The 20,117-nt window shown below is 64.8% G+C and carries 16 protein-coding genes; 7 read left to right on the top strand and 9 right to left on the bottom strand.

Annotated features, from left to right (window positions below):
* Nucleotides 1-200: 200 nt before the first annotated feature.
* Nucleotides 201-401, top strand: coding sequence for a cold-shock protein (locus P6U29_RS07350; protein ID WP_008563500.1), 201 nt, complete (start codon nt 201-203; stop codon nt 399-401).
* A 170-nt stretch (nt 402-571) separates the two neighbouring features.
* Here the strand turns inward: P6U29_RS07350 and P6U29_RS07345 are convergent, their stop codons facing one another.
* A complete protein-coding gene (locus P6U29_RS07345) occupies nt 572-1,033 on the bottom strand; it encodes an Lrp/AsnC ligand binding domain-containing protein (protein WP_018643717.1) in 462 nt (153 codons plus the stop codon).
* Nucleotides 1,034-1,147: 114 nt separating this feature from the next.
* Here P6U29_RS07345 and putA point away from each other — a divergent pair, with 114 nt between their 5' ends.
* A complete protein-coding gene (putA, locus tag P6U29_RS07340; protein ID WP_407116987.1) occupies nt 1,148-4,147 on the top strand; it encodes a bifunctional proline dehydrogenase/L-glutamate gamma-semialdehyde dehydrogenase PutA in 3,000 nt (999 codons plus the stop codon).
* A gap of 74 nt (nt 4,148-4,221) precedes the next feature.
* Here the strand turns inward: putA and P6U29_RS07335 are convergent, their stop codons facing one another.
* Nucleotides 4,222-6,351, bottom strand: coding sequence for a tetratricopeptide repeat protein (locus tag P6U29_RS07335; protein ID WP_407116986.1), 2,130 nt, complete (start codon nt 6,349-6,351; stop codon nt 4,222-4,224).
* A gap of 227 nt (nt 6,352-6,578) precedes the next feature.
* Between P6U29_RS07335 and P6U29_RS07330 the strand changes: the two genes are divergently transcribed.
* A complete protein-coding gene (locus P6U29_RS07330) occupies nt 6,579-7,784 on the top strand; it encodes a CaiB/BaiF CoA transferase family protein (RefSeq protein ID WP_407116985.1) in 1,206 nt (401 codons plus the stop codon).
* Nucleotides 7,785-7,972: 188 nt separating this feature from the next.
* Nucleotides 7,973-8,620: a glutathione S-transferase family protein gene (locus tag P6U29_RS07325; RefSeq protein WP_407116984.1), complete on the top strand. Its 648-nt coding sequence runs from the start codon at nt 7,973-7,975 to the stop codon at nt 8,618-8,620.
* Between the two features lie 154 nt (nt 8,621-8,774).
* On the opposite strand, the gene P6U29_RS07320 is transcribed toward P6U29_RS07325, so the two are convergent.
* The 6 genes from P6U29_RS07320 to P6U29_RS07295 all read right to left on the bottom strand — a co-directional run bounded on the left by P6U29_RS07320 (nt 8,775) and on the right by P6U29_RS07295 (nt 14,262).
* Nucleotides 8,775-8,939: a hypothetical protein gene (locus P6U29_RS07320; protein ID WP_407116983.1), complete on the bottom strand. Its 165-nt coding sequence runs from the start codon at nt 8,937-8,939 to the stop codon at nt 8,775-8,777.
* A 79-nt stretch (nt 8,940-9,018) separates the two neighbouring features.
* Entirely contained in the window at nt 9,019-10,548 is a 1,530-nt protein-coding gene (locus P6U29_RS07315) for a hypothetical protein (protein ID WP_407116982.1), read from the bottom strand.
* 94 nt (nt 10,549-10,642) lie between these two features.
* Nucleotides 10,643-11,650: a hypothetical protein gene (locus P6U29_RS07310; RefSeq protein ID WP_407119260.1), complete on the bottom strand. Its 1,008-nt coding sequence runs from the start codon at nt 11,648-11,650 to the stop codon at nt 10,643-10,645.
* Nucleotides 11,651-12,103: 453 nt separating this feature from the next.
* Nucleotides 12,104-12,601: a TPM domain-containing protein gene (locus tag P6U29_RS07305; RefSeq protein ID WP_407116981.1), complete on the bottom strand. Its 498-nt coding sequence runs from the start codon at nt 12,599-12,601 to the stop codon at nt 12,104-12,106.
* A gap of 5 nt (nt 12,602-12,606) precedes the next feature.
* Nucleotides 12,607-13,527 (bottom strand): TPM domain-containing protein, encoded by a 921-nt coding sequence (locus P6U29_RS07300; RefSeq protein WP_407116980.1) that lies wholly within the window; start codon nt 13,525-13,527, stop codon nt 12,607-12,609.
* A 132-nt stretch (nt 13,528-13,659) separates the two neighbouring features.
* Nucleotides 13,660-14,262, bottom strand: coding sequence for a LemA family protein (locus tag P6U29_RS07295; RefSeq protein WP_407116979.1), 603 nt, complete (start codon nt 14,260-14,262; stop codon nt 13,660-13,662).
* 143 nt (nt 14,263-14,405) lie between these two features.
* Here P6U29_RS07295 and P6U29_RS07290 point away from each other — a divergent pair, with 143 nt between their 5' ends.
* Genes P6U29_RS07290 through P6U29_RS07280 form a run of 3 tightly spaced genes read left to right on the top strand, consistent with a single transcriptional unit; the run spans nt 14,406 to nt 17,628 of the window.
* Nucleotides 14,406-15,260, top strand: coding sequence for an enoyl-CoA hydratase (locus tag P6U29_RS07290; RefSeq protein WP_407116978.1), 855 nt, complete (start codon nt 14,406-14,408; stop codon nt 15,258-15,260).
* Between the two features lie 5 nt (nt 15,261-15,265).
* On the top strand, nt 15,266-16,414 hold the full coding sequence (locus P6U29_RS07285) for an acyl-CoA dehydrogenase family protein (RefSeq protein ID WP_407116977.1): 1,149 nt from the start codon (nt 15,266-15,268) through the stop codon (nt 16,412-16,414).
* Between the two features lie 17 nt (nt 16,415-16,431).
* Complete coding sequence (locus P6U29_RS07280; protein WP_407116976.1) at nt 16,432-17,628, top strand: acyl-CoA dehydrogenase family protein; 1,197 nt, start codon at nt 16,432-16,434, stop codon at nt 17,626-17,628.
* Nucleotides 17,629-17,748: 120 nt separating this feature from the next.
* On the opposite strand, the gene P6U29_RS07275 is transcribed toward P6U29_RS07280, so the two are convergent.
* Nucleotides 17,749-20,073 carry a xanthine dehydrogenase family protein molybdopterin-binding subunit gene (locus tag P6U29_RS07275; RefSeq protein ID WP_407116975.1) on the bottom strand — a complete coding sequence of 775 codons (2,325 nt, stop codon included), beginning with the start codon at nt 20,071-20,073 and terminating at the stop codon, nt 17,749-17,751.
* Between the last annotated feature and the right edge of the window lie 44 nt (nt 20,074-20,117).

Genomic DNA, 20,117 nt, shown 5'->3' with positions numbered 1-20,117 from the left:
GGGACGCGTCTGGGCCATTTGACCGCGAAACGGGCAAAACCGGCAAAAACGCCGCGAAGTTGAGCGGAATTGGGCAGAATGCCGATGTGGTTTGAGCTACCAAGCCTGCCACATTCCGCGTATCCTGCTAGGACCGAACCGGCTGGTTGGCGGGGACTGGCGGTTCGAGATTTCGGAGGAAGACCCGCGGAGAAGTCGTGATGGCTAAAGGTACGGTCAAGTGGTTCAACCCGACGAAGGGTTATGGATTTATCCAGCCTGCGTCGGGTGGCAAGGATGTGTTCGTGCATATCTCGGCAGTGCAGAAGGCCGGTCTGTCCACCCTGAACGAGGGACAGACGGTGGAATACGAAGAGATCGCGAACCGAGGCAAGACCTCCGCGGAAAACCTCAAAGTATAAGCCCGCGGCAGCCTTTGCTGCCTCCCGGATCTGACCGGGAGCGGGCCAAGAACATTTAAGAAGACGGCCAGTGCATTCGACGACAGGCGTTGCGATTGCACAAGGATAGCTGTTTTTCCCGGGAAGACCGCTTATCAAACTACAGCAATGACAATCGCGACAGCACTTCGCTAACCCACCGGCAATGGTGCGTCGCGCTTGATCTCCTCCATCACCGCATAGGTCCGCGTCTCGCGCACGCCCGGCATCGACAGCAGGGTCTCGCCGAGAAAGCGTCGATAGGCGGTCATGTCTGCCAGCCGCGCCTTCACAAGATAATCGAAGCCACCGGCAACCATGTGACACTCCAGCACCTCGGGCGCGAGCTTCACCGCGCGCGCAAAGCGCTCGAAATTGTCGGGTGTGGTCTTGTCGAGCAGCACCTCGACGAACACGAGCAAGCCGAGGCCGAGCCGGTGCGGATTGAGCCGCGCGCCATAACCCTCGACGAAACCCTCGCGCTGCAAGCGCTTCAGCCGCTCGCCGATCGAGGTCGGCGACAGCCCGATGCGCTCGGCGAGCTCGACATTGGCGATGCGCCCATCCTCCTGCAAAATCGAGAGGATTTTCCGGTCGATGCGATCAAGTTCCATATCTTACGAGGCCAAACGGCTGATGATCTTCATTTTCTAAGGCAAATCTGTTAAATTGTCTATCGAGCTACGGTCATGCAGGCTTTATCCTGAATTTCAGCCACAGGACACGCCATGCCGAACATCCCGCCGCCCTTCACTGCGCCCTACGCCCCTGACGACGCCGACATTGCTGCGCGCTTGTTGCCGTTCTCGCCTCTCAGCCCGCCGCAGGAGGCGCGGATCGACCGCACCGCGACGCGGCTGATCGAGGCGATCCGCAAGCGCGACGACCGACTGGGCGGGGTGGAGGACATGCTGCGGGAGTACGCGCTCTCGACCAAGGAAGGGCTCGCGCTGATGGTGCTGGCGGAAGCGCTGCTGCGCGTGCCTGATGCCCGCACCGCCGACCAGTTCATCGAGGACAAGCTCGGCGAGGGTGACTTCATCCACCACGAGATCAAGTCCACCGCGTTCCTAGTCAACGCCTCGGCCTGGGCGCTCGGCCTGTCGGCGCGGGTGATCCAGCCCGGCGAGACGCCCGACGGCACCATCGGCCGGCTGGTGAAGCGGCTGGGCGCGCCGGCGGTGCGCACCGCGACGCGCCAGGCGATGCGGCTGATGGGCAATCACTTCGTGCTGGGCGAGACCATCGAGCAGGCGCTGGAGCGGGCCCGGCCGCGCTCGGGCCAGAAGCCGCGCTACTCCTTCGACATGCTCGGCGAAGGCGCGCGCACGGCCGCCGACGCCAAGCGTTATTTCGACGCCTATGCCAGCGCCATTGAGACGATTGGTAAGGCCGCGGGCCCCCACCCCCTACCCGATCGACCGGGCATCTCGGTCAAGCTTTCGGCGCTGCATCCGCGCTTCGAAGCGACCAGCCGCGCGCGCGTAATGGCCGAGCTGGTGCCGCAACTGCTGGATCTCGCGCAGCGCGCCAAGACCTACGACCTGAACTTCACCGTCGACGCCGAGGAAGCCGACCGGCTGGAGCTGTCGCTCGACGTGATCGCGGCAACGCTCGCTGATGCGTCACTAGCCGGCTGGAACGGATTTGGACTTGCGATCCAGGCCTATCAGAAGCGCGCGAGCGCAGTGATCGACTATGTCGATGCGCTCGCCCGCGCGCATGACCGCAAGCTGATGGTGCGGCTGGTCAAGGGCGCCTATTGGGACACCGAGATCAAGCGCGCGCAGGAGCGCGGCCTCGACGGCTACCCCGTGTTCACGCGCAAGGCGATGACGGATCTGAACTTCGTCGCCTGTGCCTCGAAACTCTTGAGCCTGCGGCCGCGCATCTTCCCGCAATTCGCTACCCACAACGCGCTGACGGTCGCGACCGTGCTGGAGCTTGCCGCTGATAGCGGCGGCTTTGAATTCCAGCGCCTGCACGGCATGGGCGAAGCGCTCTACGAGCAGCTCGCCAAGGATCATCCTGATATCGCCTACCGCACCTATGCACCGGTGGGCAGCCATCGCGACCTGCTCGCCTATCTGGTGCGACGGCTGCTCGAGAACGGCGCCAACTCGTCGTTCGTGGCGCAGGCGGCCGATTATCGCGTGCCGGTTTCGGCGCTGCTGCAGCGCCCGGCGGATGCCGTTGGCCGACCGCAACAGGCGGCTCATCCCAAGATTCCATTGCCTGCAGATCTATTCGCGCCGGAGCGGCGCAATTCGCGCGGCGTCGAATTCGGTGAGCGCGCCGCACTCGACCAGCTACTGGCCGACGTCAGCGCCGAGGCGGCCGATCTCGAGCCCATCACCGACGCGACGCCGGAGCAGGCCAACGCGGCGGTAAGGGCTGCGCGCGCCGGCTTTGTCGCCTGGAGCCGGACGCCGGCAGCCACACGCGCGGCGGCGCTGGAGCAGGCCGCGCATCTGCTGGAAAGCCGGAGCGCCCGTTTCATCGCGCTGCTGCAACGCGAAGGCGGCAAGACGCTCGACGACGCCCTGTCCGAGCTGCGCGAGGCCGCCGATTTCTGCCGCTATTACGCCGCGCAGGGCCGCAAGCTGTTCGGCGTTGATGCCGCCATGCCGGGCCCGACCGGCGAGAGCAATGCGCTCGCGCTGCGCGGCCGCGGCGTCTTCGTCGCGATCTCGCCGTGGAATTTTCCGCTCGCGATCTTCCTGGGGCAGGTGACCGCGGCGTTGATCGCCGGCAACAGCGTGGTCGCAAAACCCGCCGAGCAGACGCCGCGCATCGCGCGCGAGGCCGTCGCACTGCTGCACGAGGCCGGCATCCCCAACAGCGCGCTGCACCTCGTCACCGGCGACGGCCGCATCGGCGCCGTGCTGACCGCGCATCCTGATGTCGCGGGCATCGTCTTCACCGGCTCGACCGAGGTTGCCCGTCAGATCAACCGGACGCTCGCAGCCAAGGACGGGCCGATTGTGCCGCTGATCGCGGAGACCGGCGGCATCAACGCCATGATCGCGGATGCGACCGCGCTGCCCGAGCAGGTCGCCGACGATGTCGTGACCTCCGCGTTCCGTTCCGCCGGCCAGCGCTGCTCGGCGCTGCGGCTGCTGTTCGTGCAGGAGGATGTCGCCGACCGCATGATCGAGATGATCGCGGGCGCGGCGCGCGAGTTGAAAATCGGCGATCCCGCGGAGGTCGCGACCCATGTCGGGCCGGTGATCGATCTCGAAGCCAAGCAGCGCCTAGATGCCCATATCGCGCGGATGAAAAGCGATGCGCGGCTGCACTTTGCAGGCCACGCGCCTGAGGGCTGCTTTGTCGCCCCGCATATTTTTGAGCTCAAGGACGCCGGCCAGCTCACCGAGGAGGTGTTCGGCCCGATCCTCCACGTGGTGCGCTATCGCGCCGAGAACCTCGCGCGCGTCCTGCAAGCGATCGCGCGCACCGGCTACGGCCTCACCCTCGGCGTCCATTCCCGCATCGACGACACCATCGAGGCCATCATCGACCGCGTCCAGGTCGGCAACATCTACGTCAACCGCAACATGATCGGCGCCGTGGTCGGCGTGCAGCCATTCGGTGGCAACGGGCTGTCCGGAACCGGCCCCAAGGCCGGCGGCCCACACTATCTCGCGCGCTTTGCGACCGAGCAGACCGTGACAATCAACACGGCTGCAGCAGGTGGCAATGCGGCACTGCTTGCGGGGGAGGAGTAGGGCGAAACTGGTTCGAACTCGCCGTGGGCTGCGTCCCGCTTGCGAGGGGGAGAGCCGACCAACTGCGTCGCACATTACAGACAGGTGTCATCCTTGTCGGCGCGTCCGGAACTGCCGCAAGGCGTGCGCTTCGACAGCTGCTGGATCTTCAGCCTGGACTGGGCCTGGGCCGCGATATCGAACACGTTCGCCGGCGCCATCTGGACTGCGCTGCGATAATCCTCCGCGGCTTTGACCAGATCGCCCCTCATCTCGTAGACGCCGGCCCGCGCGACATAGCGCTCGATCATCGGCTTCTGGGCGATCGCCTTGCCGAGATCGTCCAGCGCCTTGTCGTATTGCTTCATCGAGGTGAAGGCGATGCCGCGCAGGCTGAGCGCATCCGGATCGTTCGGCCGCGCCTCCAGCACCAGATTGAGGTCGCTCATGGCGCTGGTGACGTCTTTCTTGCCGAGATAGGCGCGCGCACGCAGCGTTCGCACGAATCCGTCGGAGGCGGGCGTCTTGCCAACGAGCTGATCGAGCGCCACGATCGCGCGGTCATATTGTCCTGACAGCAGCATCGCCAGTCCCTGGCCAAGCTCGGCGACCTGATTGTTGGGATTGCGATCGAGCGCATTCTTGATGTCGACCAGGCCTTCCGCGCTGTTGCCCTTCAGCAGCAGCACGAGCCCGCGCGAGGCCCGCGTCGCGTCGTTGACGGGATTGAGCACCAGCGACCGGTCGAAATCGACGAGGGCCTTGTCGTTCTGGTTCAGCCCCATATAGGCCTGACCGCGCTCGGAATACGCCATGTAATCCTTGTCGTTGAGCGCGATGGCGCGGTCGTAGTCGGCAATGGCGTCCTGGAATTTTCCGGTCAGGCGGTTGGCCATGCCGCGGCAGACATAGGCCCCCGCATTGTTCGGGTTGGCGCGGATGGCCTGGTTGGCGTCGATCATGCCCTGGTCGAACTGCTTCATGCCGATCGAGGCGATGGAGCGGGAAGCCAGTAATTGCGAGTCGTTCGGCCGCATCCTGAGCAGCGCATCGAGGTCGCTCCGCGCCTCCGCGAACCGTGCTGTGGACAGCAGTGAAGCAGAGCGCAGCTTGAGTGCGGTCTCGTTCCGCGGATTGCCCGACAGAATCGTGTTCAGCCGCGGGATCGCTTCGGCATACTTCTTCTGTGCCACCAATTGCTGCGCCTCGGCCAGGCCCGCAGGCGGCGTCGGCAACGTTCCCTGCGGTATGATCGCCATGGGCACCATGGTCGGCGGGATCGCAGGTGCCGAAGCTGGTGGTGGCGGCGTTGCAACGGCCTGCTTGGGGACGGCAGGCGAAACGATGGGCACGGCAGGCGCGGTGGTCGCGGCGCTCTGCACTTTCGCAAGCTCGGCCTGCATCGCAACCGCAGCCTGCCGCTGCTGCTGGGCCATCTGGTCGTTCGGTGCGATCGACAGCACCTTGTCGAAATCCGCGATCGCCCGCGCATAATCGCCCTTGGAACTGAAGCTCTGCCCTCGCGCGAAATAGGCGCCGCGATCGGGTTGCGGCGACTGCGCGATCACGCGCGAAAAATCCTCGATGGCGTGGTCGAGGTCGCCTTTGCGGCGATAGATCTGACCGCGCCAGAAAAAGGCGCCGGGCAGGCTCGCATTCAGCGAGATCGCCGTGTTGACGTCGCTCATGGCCGGATCGAGCTGTGAGGTCTCGACGGAGGCGCGCGCGCGCCCGACATAGGCCATGGCATAATCCTGCTTCAGGCCGATCGCTTTGGTGAAATCTGCGGCCGCATCGTTCCATTGCTTCCGATCGAGCTTCAGCCCGCCCCGCGCCGCATAGGCGTTCGGACTGTTGGAATCGAGCTCGATCGCCTGGTTCATGTCGGCCAGCGCACCCTCGAAATTTCCCTTGCGCTGCCGCGCATAGCCGCGCGCCACCAAGGCCGGGACGGACTTGTCGTCGAGCTGCACGGCAGCTTCAGCATCCGCGAGGCCCGCGTCGAGATTGGACCGGCTCGTGAACAGGTGCGACCTGCTCACATAGGCGCGCAGCCGTTCAGCGGGGGGACGCGACGGATCGTTGATGATGGCTGTGCAAGCGGGCTCGACTCTCGCAGGTAGCGGCCCATTACAGTCTTCGAGGTCGCCTGCTTCGGCCAACCCGGACACCCCGCACAGGATGAGGGAGGCGGTTACCATCAGGCGGACGAACGGGACCGACATGGCTGATCCTTCGAGACGAAAACACGCCGACTCCGGGACGAGCGGGCAGGCCAAGAAGCTGTACAACCGGGACGAGCAGATTGCTATAACCGTCTGGCATGCCGCCCCGCGAAAGCGCTGGGTGGAAGCCGTTGCATCCCGCCAAAACATCGGTCAAATGGTTGTTCCGTCGGGGATTGTGAAATTCCAGTCGACGGAAACAACAAGAGCGAGGGAGCAGCGCCGCGATGGAAAAAGGCATCTTTGCAGGGCTCAAGGTTCTGGACTGCGCGAGCTTCATCGCAGCGCCCGCGGCCGCGACCGTGCTGTCGGATTTCGGCGCAGACGTGATCAAGATCGAGCCGCCCGGCACTGGGGATCCCTACCGCAATCTGCCCAACCTGCCGGGCTATCCCTCAGGCGAGCACAATTTCGCCTGGCTCTTGGAGGCGCGCAACAAGAAGAGCATCGCGCTTGACCTCGCAAAACCCGAGGCGCAGGCGGTGCTCTACAAGCTGGTGGCGGAGGCCGACGTCTTCATCACCAACATGCCGCCGCCGGTACGCGCCAAGCTCGGCATCACCTACGACCATCTCGCCCATCTCAACGATCGGCTGATCTACGCCTCCTTCACCGGCTACGGCGAGAAGGGCGAGGAAGCCAATAAGCCCGGCTTCGACAGCAACGCCTATTGGGCGCGCTCCGGCCTGATGGACCTCGTCCGCGCCGACACAGACACCACGCCGGCGCGCTCGGTCGCCGGCATGGGCGACCATCCCTGCGCCATGGCGTTCTATGGCGCCATCGTCACTGCGCTCTATCAGCGCGAGAAGACAGGCAAGGGCTCGCACGTCGCCTCCAACCTGATGGCGAACGGGGTGTGGGCGGCAAGCGTGCTGGCCCAGGCAAAGCTCTGCGGCTCCAAATTCGGCGAGCGACGACCGCGCGAGCGCGCGCTCAATGCGGTCGCCAATCACTATCAATGCAAGGACGGCCGCTGGCTGATCCTGTCGCTGCTGAACGAGGAGAAGCAGTTTCCGACGCTAGCCAAGTGCCTCGGGCGCGAAGACCTGATCGCCGATCCTCGCTTCGTCACCAAGGCCGACCGACACGCCCGCTCGGTCGAGCTGATCAAGATTCTGGACGAGACCTTCGCCACCAGGGATCTCGCCGAATGGCGAAAGATCCTCGACGGCAATGGCCTCGTGTTCGGCGTCGTCGCCATTTTGGACGACATCCCGAACGACAAGCAGATGCTCGATAACGAGGTGCTGGTGCCGTTCGAGAACGACACCATGCTGACGATCAATAGCCCGATCTGGATCGACGGCGCCAAGAAGGTGCAGCCGCGCAAGCCGCCCGCCGTCGGCGAGCACAGTGACGAGATTTTGCGTGGCGCGGGATACGACGAGGCGGCGATCAAGCAGCTGCGGAGTTCGGGGGCGGTGGGATAGGCGCGCTGCTGCAGCCGTCATTGCGAGCCAACGGGTCCGCGCAAAGCGCGGCCCGATGACAGGCTCCGCGAAGCAATCCAGAATCCCGCCGCGGATGCATTGCTGGATTGCTTCGCTGCGCTCGCAATGACGGCATGGGACCATTCGCGGTATAACAATCGGCAAAACATCAATGCCGCGAGGTTCCCATGCCCAGCTACCGGCTGCACTACTTCCCTGAATCCGGCAACAGCTACAAGCTGGCGCTGATGCTGACGCTTTGTGGCGAGGCGTTCGACCCGGTGTGGACTGATTTTGCCGGCGGCGTCACGCGCACGGCGGAGTGGCGCAAGCGCGTGAACGAGATGGGCGAGATTCCCGTGCTCGAAATCGACGGCGTGAAGATGACGCAGACCGCGCCCCTCCTGCTCAAGCTGGCCGATCAGTACGGGCGTTTCAACGCCGAGACGGAGGAAGAAAAATTCGAGTTGCTGCGCTGGCTGTTCTGGGACAACCACAAGCTCACCGGCTACATGGCGACCTACCGCTTCATGCGCGCCTTCACCGAGAAAAACGATCCGCAGGTGCTGAAGCATTTTCGCCGGCGGCTCGAGGATTTCCTCGGCATCCTCGACGGGCACCTCCAGCACAATGAATTCGCGATCGGTGCGAAGCCGACGGTCGCCGATATCTCGATGATGGCCTATCTGCACTATCCGAGCGACGAGCACGGCTTTGATTTCGCGCAGAGCCATCCGGCCATTCATGCCTGGCTCGGCCGCATGGCCGCGCTGCCGGGCTGGAAGTCGGCATATGAGCTATTGCCGGGCAAACGGATGACGAATTACGCGAAGTGAAGGCTTTTTCTTTCCCCTCTCCCCGCTTGCGGGGAGAGGGTCAGGGTGAGGGGGAGTCTCCACAAGGGCGGTGAGAGTTGGACTCGCGGAGAGCCCCCTCACCCGCCACGCTTCGCGTGTCGGCCTCTCCCGCACGCGGGGAGAGGCGAAGAAGCTACCGCAGCGACAGCCAGCCGAGCGTGAACAGAATGCCGCCGATGATGACGGCCACCGCGACTGCCCAGGTGCTGACGCGGATGCTGCCGGTGATCTGCTTGGCTTCTTCATTCCGCGCAATCTCGCGATTGCGTTCCTTGTTGGCTTCGCTGGTACTCGTCATGAGTCATCCAAATCGCTTACGGTTCTATCTTGCGCGTGATCTTTTCGGAAAACCGCTACACACTTTTCCGGATCACGCGCTAACGCGTCTTGATGAAGCACATGCCGATGCGGCGCGAGGCCGCGGCAGCCTGACAGGTGAGACCGTTAGCACAGCTCCATGACGTAAAACTCCCATCCCGCGTTCCCGATCCCGCATCCTGCAGGGAACAATGGGCGCCCCAGCCGTCCTGATATTCGGTGCCGGCGAGTTCGTGGCTCCCGCGGGTCTGCGGCCGGCTGGCAAATCCGCGTGAGAAATCAGGCTGTTTGCCCGCGGCGAACGCGGTCAGGATGTCGCGGCGGCGGAGCTGGTCGCCGAAGAAATGCGGCGAGGCCGGCACGATGGTGGAATTCGACGGCTTGTCCGCAAGCCAGTCGACGCCCGGAAAATGGAATCCGCCGATGCCACGGGTCTGATGGCAGCCGGCGCAGGTGACGTCGTTGAGGCGGCGCTGGAAGCCGGCGACCGAGCGGACGTTCTGCATGTCGATGCCCCGTGCCGCTGCCTGCTTCAGCGCACCGACCACGTCGTTATCTGTGAAAACTGGATCGCCGTTGCCCTCCCCTTGCATCATGCCGAACTCCGGCTGCAATACCGAGGCATCGAGGCCGGAGGGGGTCGGCACCACCGCGGCCTTGGCCAGGAATTTCTCCGGGATCAGCACGGTGCCGCGATCGAACTCGTGAAGATGGTCTGGCGCGAGCAGCCAGGCCTTTAGGTCGCGCCGCAGCGCGTCGTCAGCAAGAATCCGGTCGCGGTCGATCTGGTTCTCCAGTGTCGATTCCTCGAACGTCTTTGTGGCAACGGTGTACTTGAATACCTTGAGCAGATAGTCGGAACGGAAATCGTGCAGCGCCGATTTCGGCGCGACCGAGACCTGGATGTTGGTTTCGATGCGGTCGAGCATGGCGTCGTCTCGACTGCCGATCAGCTCTTGCCAGTCGCCGTTCTGGAGCCAGCGTCGCGCGACCTCGGCGCAGGTGACCGGCTTGCCGTGCACATCGGTCTGGCGCGCATCGCGTGCCTTCATTACCAGATTGAGCGTCATCGGCAGGCGCGTTGCGGTCTTGCCGCCGTCCGGCCTGCTGTCGAAACGCGTAAGACGATAGATCAGCCGGATCTCGCCGCAGGACTCTTCCGAGACATAGGCGCGATCCATGCGATTGACGATGCCGGCCAGCACGAAACGCGTGTCGCGCGATTTCAGATTGGCGAGGTCGAACAATTGCGCGTCAAAACCCTCGCCGACTCCGATGGTCTCGCCCGGATATGTCGCCTTGTACCGCGCGATGTAGCGCTCGAACTCCGCATCGATCGCCGGCAGAATCTCCTTCAGCTGCGGCAGCGACACAAACATCAACTCGGTCGTGAGCGGGACGTCCGCGTTCCGCTCCGGCGATAGCAGACGCGAGATCGTCAGCGTATTGTTCTGGTCGAGCTTGCGCAGGAGATCGGGATCAGTGATCGCGATGCCGCGCGTCAACGCAGTGTTCTCCGCTGCGAATAGCGAAACGACACCGCCCAGCAATGCGGCGGCAGCAACGAGAATTCGCAGCGCGCGGCTCATGCCTCAGGTAACACCGCGCAGGGACGCCTATTCAAGCAAAAAAGGCGCCTCACATGGTGGTGAAGCGCCTCTTCAAAAGTCGGATATCGAACGCTCAGCGTGCGACGATCAGGCCCCTGCTGGTGACGACCACCCAGCGGCCGTCCTGGCGGCGGATCGCGTCAACGCGGCCGACGCCGGGGATGGGATCGCCGGGATAGACCTCATAGAGGCCGTCGCGGCCCTCGATCAGCGCACCGCCATTGCCGGCGTTGCGCAGCCTCCAGCCTTCGATCGTCGGCAGACGTCCGACCTCGGTCTTGGGCGCGGCGGGCGCCGGGGCCGGGGCAGCCGCAGCGGTCGCGAGTTGGGTCGGCGCGATCGAGCCGGTGGTCTCCTTGGCGGGCGCGGCTGCCGCCTGCGCGGGCGCGGCGGGCGGTGTCGCGCGGAGCTTGTCGACGGTCTCGGACAGCTTAGCGATCCTGGCCAGCGGCTCGGCCTGTGCCTTCTCGAGCTTGTCGAGGCGGTCGTTGGCCCGGTTGAATTGGCTGACGCCGATCTTCGAGCTCTGCTCGACATTGGCCTTGAGTGCGACGAGGTCGGCATCGATCCGCGCGACGGACGCATTCAGCGCGCTGGTGTCGGCGACCTGTACCGGCGCCTGGGCCGGGGACGCGAAATGCATCATGCCGGCGGTCGCGAGCGCGCCACTGATCGCGCCGACGCCGGCGGCAATCGCCACCACGGCGGCCATGGCCGAGAGGCGACGCTTGCTGCCGGTTTCGCGCGGCTCGTCCGCCTTCACATGCGGGGCGAACTCATCGCGCTCCCAGGCGCGGTCGGCAGGGGGCATGACGATGAGCTTGCCGAGCTTCGGCTCGGGATTGACCTCGGTGTTGGTGTCAGTCTTGGCGTCGGTCTTGGCGTCGATCTTGGCTTCGAACTTCGGCACCTCGATCCGCGGCGGCGCCACCTTTGGGGCTTCCGCCTTGACCGGATCGGGCTTGGGCGGCGCCTCGTGGTCGGGGGCGATCGAGGGGGCATCGATACCGGCGGCAGCCTCGACGGCCTGCGGCGCTGCGGCGTCAACAGCACCGGAATCCTGGGCAGCCTGCTCGGGCATTGGTTCGCTCACGGCTCAAATACTCCAGTCTGGATTGACCTTTTGGTAACTTTCATTGCTTGCGAAATCCTTACCTGCGGACCCGCTTACCGAAATTTTAGGAAGTTATCCGGGGCCGAATTGGGCCGGGAAAGTGGAACCGGTGTGGCGGGCGTCAAACAGTTTGTAATCGGGGCAAGATGAACGGTGGCGGAATGCGTGAAACACGACGCAACCTTCGACTCGTCATGCTGAGGTGCGAGCGACGCGGTGCGTAGCACCGCGCCGGGAGCCTCGAAGCATGAACGGCCGCGCTGCTCCAGCCGGGCTGTCGCCCTTCGAGGCCCGAAGAGGCAAGCACCTCAGGATGACGGTGAGGGAGTTGGATGCACAGCACATCCACACGTCATTGCGAGCGAAGCGAAGCAATCCAGAATCCCTCCGCGGCATCTACCTCGTCCACATCACAGTCCGTCACATCACCACCGGTGCGTCCGGCAGCTCGTTCGGATGCGCGCCACCCGGCGGGAAATAGCGCGCCAGCTCGCGCGACACCGCCTCGATGCCGTCGATCACGCCGCGCTCGAACCGGCCCGATCTGAACTCGGCCTCCATCGCGCGGCAGATGCTCTCCCAGCCCGCCGCGCCAACCTTCGCATCGATACCGCGATCAGCGATGATCTCGACATCGCGGTCGGCGAGCAGGAGATAGATCAGGACACCGTTGTTGTGCGCGGTGTCCCAGATGCGCAAGTGCGAGAACACGTCGAGCGCGCGCTCGCGCGCCGGCTGGTCGCGGAACAGCGGCCGGCCGTCGAGTGCGCCTTCGACGACGAAGCGGACCTGGCCGGAATGGGTGGCTTCGCCGCGCTTGATCGCCTGCTCGATGCGATCGAGCACCGCTTGCGGAAAAATCTGCTTCGCCCGCCAATGATGCTGCACGAGATGTCGGGCAATGCGCTTGATGCTCATGACCGCTACCAGCTCCCTGAGGCTCCGCCGCCGCCAAAACTGCCGCCACCGCCGCTGAAGCTGCCGCTGTCACTTGATGATCCGCTGCTCCAGCCGCCGGACGAGGACCCGCTCGACCAGGAGCCGCCGCGCGAGCGGCCTGTGCCCGGCGTTATCGCCGAAAACAGATCGGCGACAAATCCGATGATGAAGCCGAGCACTCCGACGGCCGCGGCGAGCGCAGCGGAGCCGAGGATGAGCCAGGTCACCGCCGCGATGATGCCCCCGGTCACCAATGATCCGAGCAGCCGTCCCAGGATCGCGCGGAAGAACCCGCCGACGCCGATGGAGGCGAACAATGCCACGGCAAACACCGGTGCGAGGTCGTCCAAATTGTGGGCGAAGTTGACGCTGCGCGAGGGTGACGGCAGCGGTTCGCCATCGATCACCCGCATCATGCGGTCGACGCCTGCACCGATGCCCGCGGCGAAGTCGCCGCTCCTGAACTTGGGCGTGATATCCTCGTCGATGATGCGCCGCGACGTCACGTCGGTCAGCACGCCTTCGAGGCCATAGCCGACCTCAATGCGCAAGTGCCGGTCGTTCTTGGCGACGACGAGGATCGCGCCGTCGTCGACCTTCTTACGCCCGATCTTCCAGGCCTCCGCAACGCGGATCGAGAATTGCTCGATCGTCTCCGGCTGCGTGGTCGGCACGATCAGGACGGCGATCTGACTGCCCTTGCGGTTCTCGAAGTCGCGCAGCTTTTGCGACAGCGCGGCGATGTCGGCGCTGGAGAGCGTGCCTGTCTGATCGACCACGCGGCCGGTGAGCTGGGGAACCGCGACGTCGGCGGAGGCGGGGAAGGCAAACGTGAGGACCAGCGCGACAGCGAGGACGATCTGCGAGGAGACGGCCCAGCAAGCCCGCCACAACCTCGCTATCATCGCCCGGCTCGACCGGGCGATCCAGTATTCCAGGGACGCCAGCGGACTACGGAGGAGCCGCGGCGTACTGGATTCCCCGCTTTCGCGGGGAATGACAGTGGTGGGTGGGACGCGCATCGCGACTGAACGCGCTTACTTCGACGGCGCCGGATTGAAATCCACCTTCGGCGCGGTCGAGATTGCCTTCTCGTTCTCGACCGAGAAATTCGGCTTCTCCTTGTAGCCGAACGCCATCGCGGTGAGGTTGGTCGGGAAGGAGCGGATGGTGACGTTGTACTCCTGCACCGCCTTGATGTAGCGGTTGCGCGCCACCGTGATGCGGTTCTCGGTGCCCTCCAACTGGGACATCAGGTCTTTGAACAAGGCATCGGACTTCAGCTGCGGATAGTTCTCGGTGACGACCAGGAGCCGCGACAGCGCGCTGGAGAGTTCGCCCTGGGCGGCCTGGAATTTCTGGAACGCGGCCGGATCGTTCAGCACCTCCGGCGTTGCCTGGATGCTACCGACCTTGGCGCGGGCATTGGTGACGCCGAGCAGCACGTCCTTCTCCTGCTGCGCAAAACCCTTCACCGAGTTGACGAGATTGGGCACGAGATCGGCGCGGCGCTGATACTGGTTCACGACCTCGGACCAGTTGGCCTTGATCTGCTCATCCTCGCTCTGGATCGCGTTGTAGCCGCAATTGGTCAGGCTCAGCGAGGCCAGCGCCGCCAGCACGGTCAGGATCTTGCGCATCAAATTTCTCCCGATGGAATCTGGGGCAAACTATCAGATTGAGCGCCCGAGAAAAGCAGCCGGCTGACGCAAACCTCTTGCCTATCGCAGGCCGGCATAGTCAACTCCAGCAAAACAAAAGCGGAAACGCCAGGAGGAACGCGATGTCCTCGTTCGAGACCATTCTCGTGGAGCGGCCAGAGCCGGAGATCGTCCGTGTCGTGATGAACCGACCCGAGGCACGCAACGCACAGAACCTGCAGATGACCTACGAGCTCAACGCCGCCTTCGATGCAGCGGTGCAGGACGACACGGTCAAGGTCATCGTCCTCGCCGGCAATGGGCCGCACTTCTCGTCCGGCCATGACCTGCGCCCCGGAGACAAGAATACCGCAGGCGTCGATTTCCCGCCGATCGGACATTGGGGCGGTTTCGCCGAACCCAACGCCCATGGCCGCTTCGCGCGCGAGCAGGAAATCTATCTCCAGATCACGCGGCGCTGGCGCAATCTGGCAAAACCGACGATTGCCGAGGTGCACGGCAAGTGCATCGCCGGCGGCTTGATGCTGGCCTGGGCCTGCGACCTCATCGTCGCCAGCGACGATGCGCAGTTCTGCGATCCCGTCGTCACCATGGGCGTTTGCGGCGTCGAGTGGTTCGTGCATCCCTGGGAGCTTGGCCCGCGCAAGGCCAAGGAGTTCCTGTTCACCGCCGACAGCTGGAGCGCGCAAGAGGCGCATCAGCTCGGCATGGTCAACCAGGTCGTGCCGCGCGCGGAGCTGTCGTCGCGCGTGCTGGAGCTGGCGCGCCGGATCGCGACGAAGCCGCCCTTTGCGCTGAAACTGACCAAGGAGGCGGTCAACCGCTCGGTCGACGTCATGGGCCAGCCCGCCGCGATCGACCAGGCCTTTGCGCTGCATCAGCTTTGCCACGCCCATAATCTCCAGGAGTTCGGCATGATCATCGATCCCTCCGGCCTGCATCCCTCCGTGCGCAAGCCGCCGGCGGCCGCGGAGTAGACGCGATGGACCTCAATCTCAGTGACGAGCAGAAATTGCTGCGCGAGAGCGTGGAGCGGTTCGTGGCCGAAAGTTACGACGCCCATCATCGCCGCAGAATCGCGAATGATCCGCTCGGCTTCAGCCCTGCCGTTTGGAAGCAGTTCGCCGAGCTCGGCTGGCTGGCGTTGCCGCTGCCTGAGGAGTTCGGCGGGCTCGGCGGCGGCGCGGTCGAGATCGGTATTTTGATGGAAGCCTTTGGCCGCGGGCTGGTGTCCGAGCCCTATGTCGCAACCGTGGTGCTCGGGGCCGCGCTGATCGCCAAATGCGGTACCACCGAGCAAAAGCAGGCGAGCCTGCCCAAAGTGGCGGACGGATCACTGAAGCTCGCCTTTGCGCATTCCGAGCGCGCGGCCCGGTTCGATCTTGCCAAGGTCACGACCAGTGCCGACAAGACGGCGCAAGGCTGGCGCCTCGCCGGCAGCAAGATCGCCGTGCTCGACGGACATGCCGCCGACGAGATCATCGTCTCCGCGCATATCCACGATCATCGGGGGCCGTCGGGGCGGATCGGCCTGTTCCTCGTGCAGGCGACGACGCCGGGCCTCGTCATCAGCGACTATCCGCGTCTTGGCGGCGGGCGTGCCTGCAACATCGAGCTGTGCGACGCGCATCTGCCGGAAGACGCCCTGCTCGGCGACGGCAGCGATGCGCTGCCGGCGATCGAATGGGTGGTCGATCGCGCCATGGCCGCGCTGGGTGCGGAAGCCGTCGGCATCATGCAGACGCTGCTCGACACCACGCTGGAATACACCAAGATCCGAAAACAATTCGGCCGGCCGCTCTCCGCCAACCAGGTGATCCGCCACCGCCTCGCCGACATGGCCATGCAGGTCGACGAGGCCCGCTCGATGGCGCTGCGGGCCGCGTTGAAGGTGGATGCTGCGCCGATCGAGCGTGCCCGGGCTGCGTCGGGCGCGAAAGCCAAGATCGGCAAATGCGCGCGCTTCGTCGGCGAGCAGTCGATCCAGCTTCACGGCGGCATGGGCGTCACCGAGGAGCTCGAGGTCGGCGCCTATTTCAAGCGGCTGGTCGCCTTCGACACGCTGTTCGGCGGTAGTGCGCATCACTATAGCCGCCACGCCCAGCTGAGCCGCAGGACCGTCTCGGCCTGAGACACAAGGAGCGCATCATGGACCTCTCGTTCAATGCCGAGGAGCGTGCCTTCCAGGACGAGGTGCGCGGCTTCATTGCAGAGAATCTCACCGAGGAGATGAAGCGCGCGACCGCCCTGACGCCGTCGGTATTCTCCGATCCCGACATCGGCATGGCCTGGCAGCGCGCGCTGCACAGGCAGGGCTGGGGCGCGCCGGGCTGGCCGGTCGAATATGGCGGTCCCGACTGGACGCCGGCGCAGCGCTGGATCTTCGAGACCGAATGCGCGCGGGCCGGCGTGCCTAACGTCAACGTGATGGGCGTGAAGATGGTCGGGCCCGTCATCATCGGCTTCGGCTCGCCGGAGCAGAAAAATCTCTATCTGCCGCGGATTCTCTCCGGCGAGGACTATTGGTGCCAGGGCTATTCCGAGCCGGGCTCCGGCTCCGATCTCTCCTCGCTGAAGACGCGCGCGGTGCGCGACGGCGACGACTACATCATCAACGGCACCAAGATCTGGACTACGCATGCTCATCACGCCAACCGCATGTTCGCGCTGGTGCGCACCAGCGACGGGCCGCGGCAGCAGGACGGCATCAGCTTCATCCTGATCGACATGAAAACGCCGGGCATCACGACGCGCCCCATCCTCACCATCGGCGGCGACCACGAGGTCAACCAGGTGTTCTTCGACGACGTCCGCGTGCCCGTCGCCAATCGCGTCGGCGAGGAAGGCAAGGGCTGGACCTACGGCAAATATCTGCTCGAGTTCGAGCGCGGCTCCGGCATCGCCTCCGCCAAGCTGCGCGAGGGCCTGAAGGCGATCGCGGATCTCGCCGAGTCCGACCTCACGGGGCGCGCAATCGACAGTCCCGACATCGCGACGCGAATCTCCGAGGTGGAGGTGGACATCGACGCGCTGGAGATGACTGAGCTGCGCGTGCTCTCGGCGCTCCAGACCGGGCAAAATCCGGGCGCGGTGTCGTCGATCTTGAAGCTGCGCAACAGCGAGATCCGGCAGGCGGTGACCAGGCTGGGCGCCGACGTGATCGGCCACGATGCGCTCGCAGTCGAGCCGATGCGCCCGCTCTACAAGCTCAACCACGAGCCGGCGACACCCGAGGAAATGCTGACGGTAATGCCGGAATATCTCAACGGCCGCGCCTACACGATCTTCGGCGGCACCTCGGAGATCCAGCGCGACATCATCGCGAAGATGATGCTGGGAATTTGAAGGCTACGGCTGTCTCCTCCGTCATTGCGAGGAGCCCTTGCGACGAAGCAATCCAGAGTCCTTCCGCGGGGGTAGTCTGGATTGCTTCGCTGCGCTCGCAATGACGGTACCCTCGAGGGGTTAACCCGCCGCCTTCGCGTCCCGGATCGCCTGCCAGATCTTCTGCGGCGTCAGGGGCGTGTTCAGCTGGGTGATGCCGAGCTCTTCGAGCGCGTCCATCACGCCGTTGGTGACGCAAGGAGGGCCACCGATGGCGCCGGATTCGCCGCAGCCTTTTGCGCCGAGCGGATTGGTGCGGCAGGGCGCGGAATCATCCAGCGTCACCACGATCGGCGGCACGTCGTCGGCGCGTGGGATGCAGTAATCCTGGTAGCTCGCGGTGAGGAGCTGGCCGTCGGCGTCGTAGGACACGCCTTCATACAGCGCCTGGCCGATACCTTGCGCGACGCCGCCATGGATCTGGCCGGTGACCAGCATCGGGTTCACGGCGACGCCGACGTCGTCGACCGTGGTGTAGCGCACGACCTTGGAAACGCCGGTCTCTGGGTCGATCTCGACCTCGCAGATATGCGTGCCGTTCGGCCAGCTCGGACCATCCACCTCGCCTTCGGAATCGACGCTGAGCTTGGCGCCGCTCTCCTTCTCGGCGAGATCGAACAGGCTGATGCGGCGGTCGGTGCCGACTACGGTGAGCATGCCGCCCTGATATTCGATGTCCTCGACCGAAGTCTCCAGCACGTTCGCCGCCTTCTCGCGCGCCTTCTGGATCAAATCGTTTGAGGAGACCGCAACCGCAGTGCCGCCGACGAACAGCGAGCGCGAGCCGACGCTGCCAAAGCCCATCGCAAGATCGGTGTCGCCCTGCACGACGTCGATCTTGTCCATGGGGATACCGAGCGTATCGGAGATCATCTGGGTGTAGGTGGTCTGCAGCCCCTGCCCCATCGCCATGGTGCCGGAATGCAGCACGACGCGGCCTTGAGAGGTCGCCTGCAGCGTGACCTTCTCGGTATGGGCGCGGCCGCCGGTCCACTCGATGTAGGAGGTGAGTCCGCGGCCGTAGAGCAGGCCCTTCTTCTTCGCCGCCTTCTTGCGCGCGGCAAAGCCATCCCAGTCGGCCAGCTTGGCGGCGCGGTCGAGCATGTGAGCGAAGGCGCCGGAATCGTAAATCTGGCCCGCGGCGTTGGTGTAGGGCAGCTGTGCCGGCTTGATGTAATTGGCTTTGCGGATCGCGCGCGGATCGATGCCGATCTTTCGCGCGGCGGCATCGAACAGGCGCTCGACGATGAAGACTGCTTCGGGCCGCCCCGCGCCGCGATATGCACCGACCGGCGCGGTGTGGGTCATCACCGTCTTCACTTCGAAATGAACCAGCGGCAGATCGTAGACGCCGGTCTGCACGAAGGGCCCGAGCACCAGCGGGATGATGTTGGCCGCGCCTGAAGAATAGGCGCCGGTGCAACCGATCGACTTGACGCGATAGGCAAGCACCTTGCCCTTCTCGTCGAGCGCGAAAGAGGCCGTCGAGGTGAGATCACGGCCGTGGGTGCCGCCGACGAACTCGTCGGTGCGGTCGCCGCGCCAGCGGATCTTCCTGTTCAGCTTGGTCGCGGCATAGGCGACGATGCCGTCCTCGGGATAGAGGTTGGTCTTCTGGCCGAAGCCGCCGCCGATATCGCCGACCAGCACGCGCACGCTATCCTTCGGACGCTTGAGTACGGCTTCTGCAAGAACGTCGCGGGTCGAGGCCGGCGTCTGCGACTGCACATGGAGCAGGAGACGGCCGGACTTCTTGTCGATCTCGGCGATGGTCGAGCGCGGCTCCATCGCGGAAGGCACCAGGCGCTGGCTGACTATGTCGAGCTCGACGGTGTGCGCCGCCTTGGCGAAGGCCTCGTCGACCTTGGCGGCATCGCCATAGCTCATGGCGCCGACAATGTTGTCGGGCGCCTCCGGCCACACCACGGGCGCGCCGGGCTTCACCGCCTCGACCGGATCGACCACCGCAGGCTGCACATCGTATTCGACCATGATCGCCTCGGCGGCGCTCTGCGCCTCCACGCGCGATGAAGCCACCACTGCGGCCACGGCTTCGCCTGTATAGCGCACGACCTCGTGGGCGAGCAGCCGGCGCGGCGGCACCGTCATCGGCTTGCCGTCGGGACGCTTGAAGATATTCAGCGTTGGGATGCTGCCGATGTCGTCCTTGACGAGGTCCGCGCCGGTGTAGATCGCGGCAACGCCGGGCATCGCGGCCGCGGCGCTGGTGTCGATCGAGACGATCTTCGCGTGGGCGTGCGGCGAGCGCAGCACGTGCAACCACAGCGCGCCGTCTTGCGGCTTGTCGTCGATGAATTGCCCCTTCCCGGTCAGCAGCCTGAGGTCTTCCAAACGCTTGACGGGTTGCCCCGCTCCGAAACGCAAATTGCCGGGAAGAATGTTCATTCCGTTATGTCCTCGAAATCCGGAAAACGACGGCGGCGGTTTTA

The organism is Bradyrhizobium sp. LMG 9283 (assembly GCF_045571415.1).
Taxonomy (GTDB): Bacteria; Pseudomonadota; Alphaproteobacteria; order Rhizobiales; family Xanthobacteraceae; genus Bradyrhizobium.
This window is presented reverse-complemented; position numbering and strand designations above follow the sequence as displayed.

What these genes read in the sequence shown, in the direction of transcription:
- P6U29_RS07350 (WP_008563500.1), top strand. Translation starts at nt 201, where the DNA reads ATGGCTAAAGGTACGGTCAAGTGGTTCAACCCGACGAAGGGTTATGGA.
- P6U29_RS07345 (WP_018643717.1), bottom strand. Translation starts at nt 1,033, where the DNA reads ATGGAACTTGATCGCATCGACCGGAAAATCCTCTCGATTTTGCAGGAG.
- putA (WP_407116987.1), top strand. Translation starts at nt 1,148, where the DNA reads ATGCCGAACATCCCGCCGCCCTTCACTGCGCCCTACGCCCCTGACGAC.
- P6U29_RS07335 (WP_407116986.1), bottom strand. Translation starts at nt 6,351, where the DNA reads ATGTCGGTCCCGTTCGTCCGCCTGATGGTAACCGCCTCCCTCATCCTG.
- P6U29_RS07330 (WP_407116985.1), top strand. Translation starts at nt 6,579, where the DNA reads ATGGAAAAAGGCATCTTTGCAGGGCTCAAGGTTCTGGACTGCGCGAGC.
- P6U29_RS07325 (WP_407116984.1), top strand. Translation starts at nt 7,973, where the DNA reads ATGCCCAGCTACCGGCTGCACTACTTCCCTGAATCCGGCAACAGCTAC.
- P6U29_RS07320 (WP_407116983.1), bottom strand. Translation starts at nt 8,939, where the DNA reads ATGACGAGTACCAGCGAAGCCAACAAGGAACGCAATCGCGAGATTGCG.
- P6U29_RS07315 (WP_407116982.1), bottom strand. Translation starts at nt 10,548, where the DNA reads ATGAGCCGCGCGCTGCGAATTCTCGTTGCTGCCGCCGCATTGCTGGGC.
- P6U29_RS07310 (WP_407119260.1), bottom strand. Translation starts at nt 11,650, where the DNA reads ATGCCCGAGCAGGCTGCCCAGGATTCCGGTGCTGTTGACGCCGCAGCG.
- P6U29_RS07305 (WP_407116981.1), bottom strand. Translation starts at nt 12,601, where the DNA reads ATGAGCATCAAGCGCATTGCCCGACATCTCGTGCAGCATCATTGGCGG.
- P6U29_RS07300 (WP_407116980.1), bottom strand. Translation starts at nt 13,527, where the DNA reads ATGATAGCGAGGTTGTGGCGGGCTTGCTGGGCCGTCTCCTCGCAGATC.
- P6U29_RS07295 (WP_407116979.1), bottom strand. Translation starts at nt 14,262, where the DNA reads ATGCGCAAGATCCTGACCGTGCTGGCGGCGCTGGCCTCGCTGAGCCTG.
- P6U29_RS07290 (WP_407116978.1), top strand. Translation starts at nt 14,406, where the DNA reads ATGTCCTCGTTCGAGACCATTCTCGTGGAGCGGCCAGAGCCGGAGATC.
- P6U29_RS07285 (WP_407116977.1), top strand. Translation starts at nt 15,266, where the DNA reads ATGGACCTCAATCTCAGTGACGAGCAGAAATTGCTGCGCGAGAGCGTG.
- P6U29_RS07280 (WP_407116976.1), top strand. Translation starts at nt 16,432, where the DNA reads ATGGACCTCTCGTTCAATGCCGAGGAGCGTGCCTTCCAGGACGAGGTG.
- P6U29_RS07275 (WP_407116975.1), bottom strand. Translation starts at nt 20,073, where the DNA reads ATGAACATTCTTCCCGGCAATTTGCGTTTCGGAGCGGGGCAACCCGTC.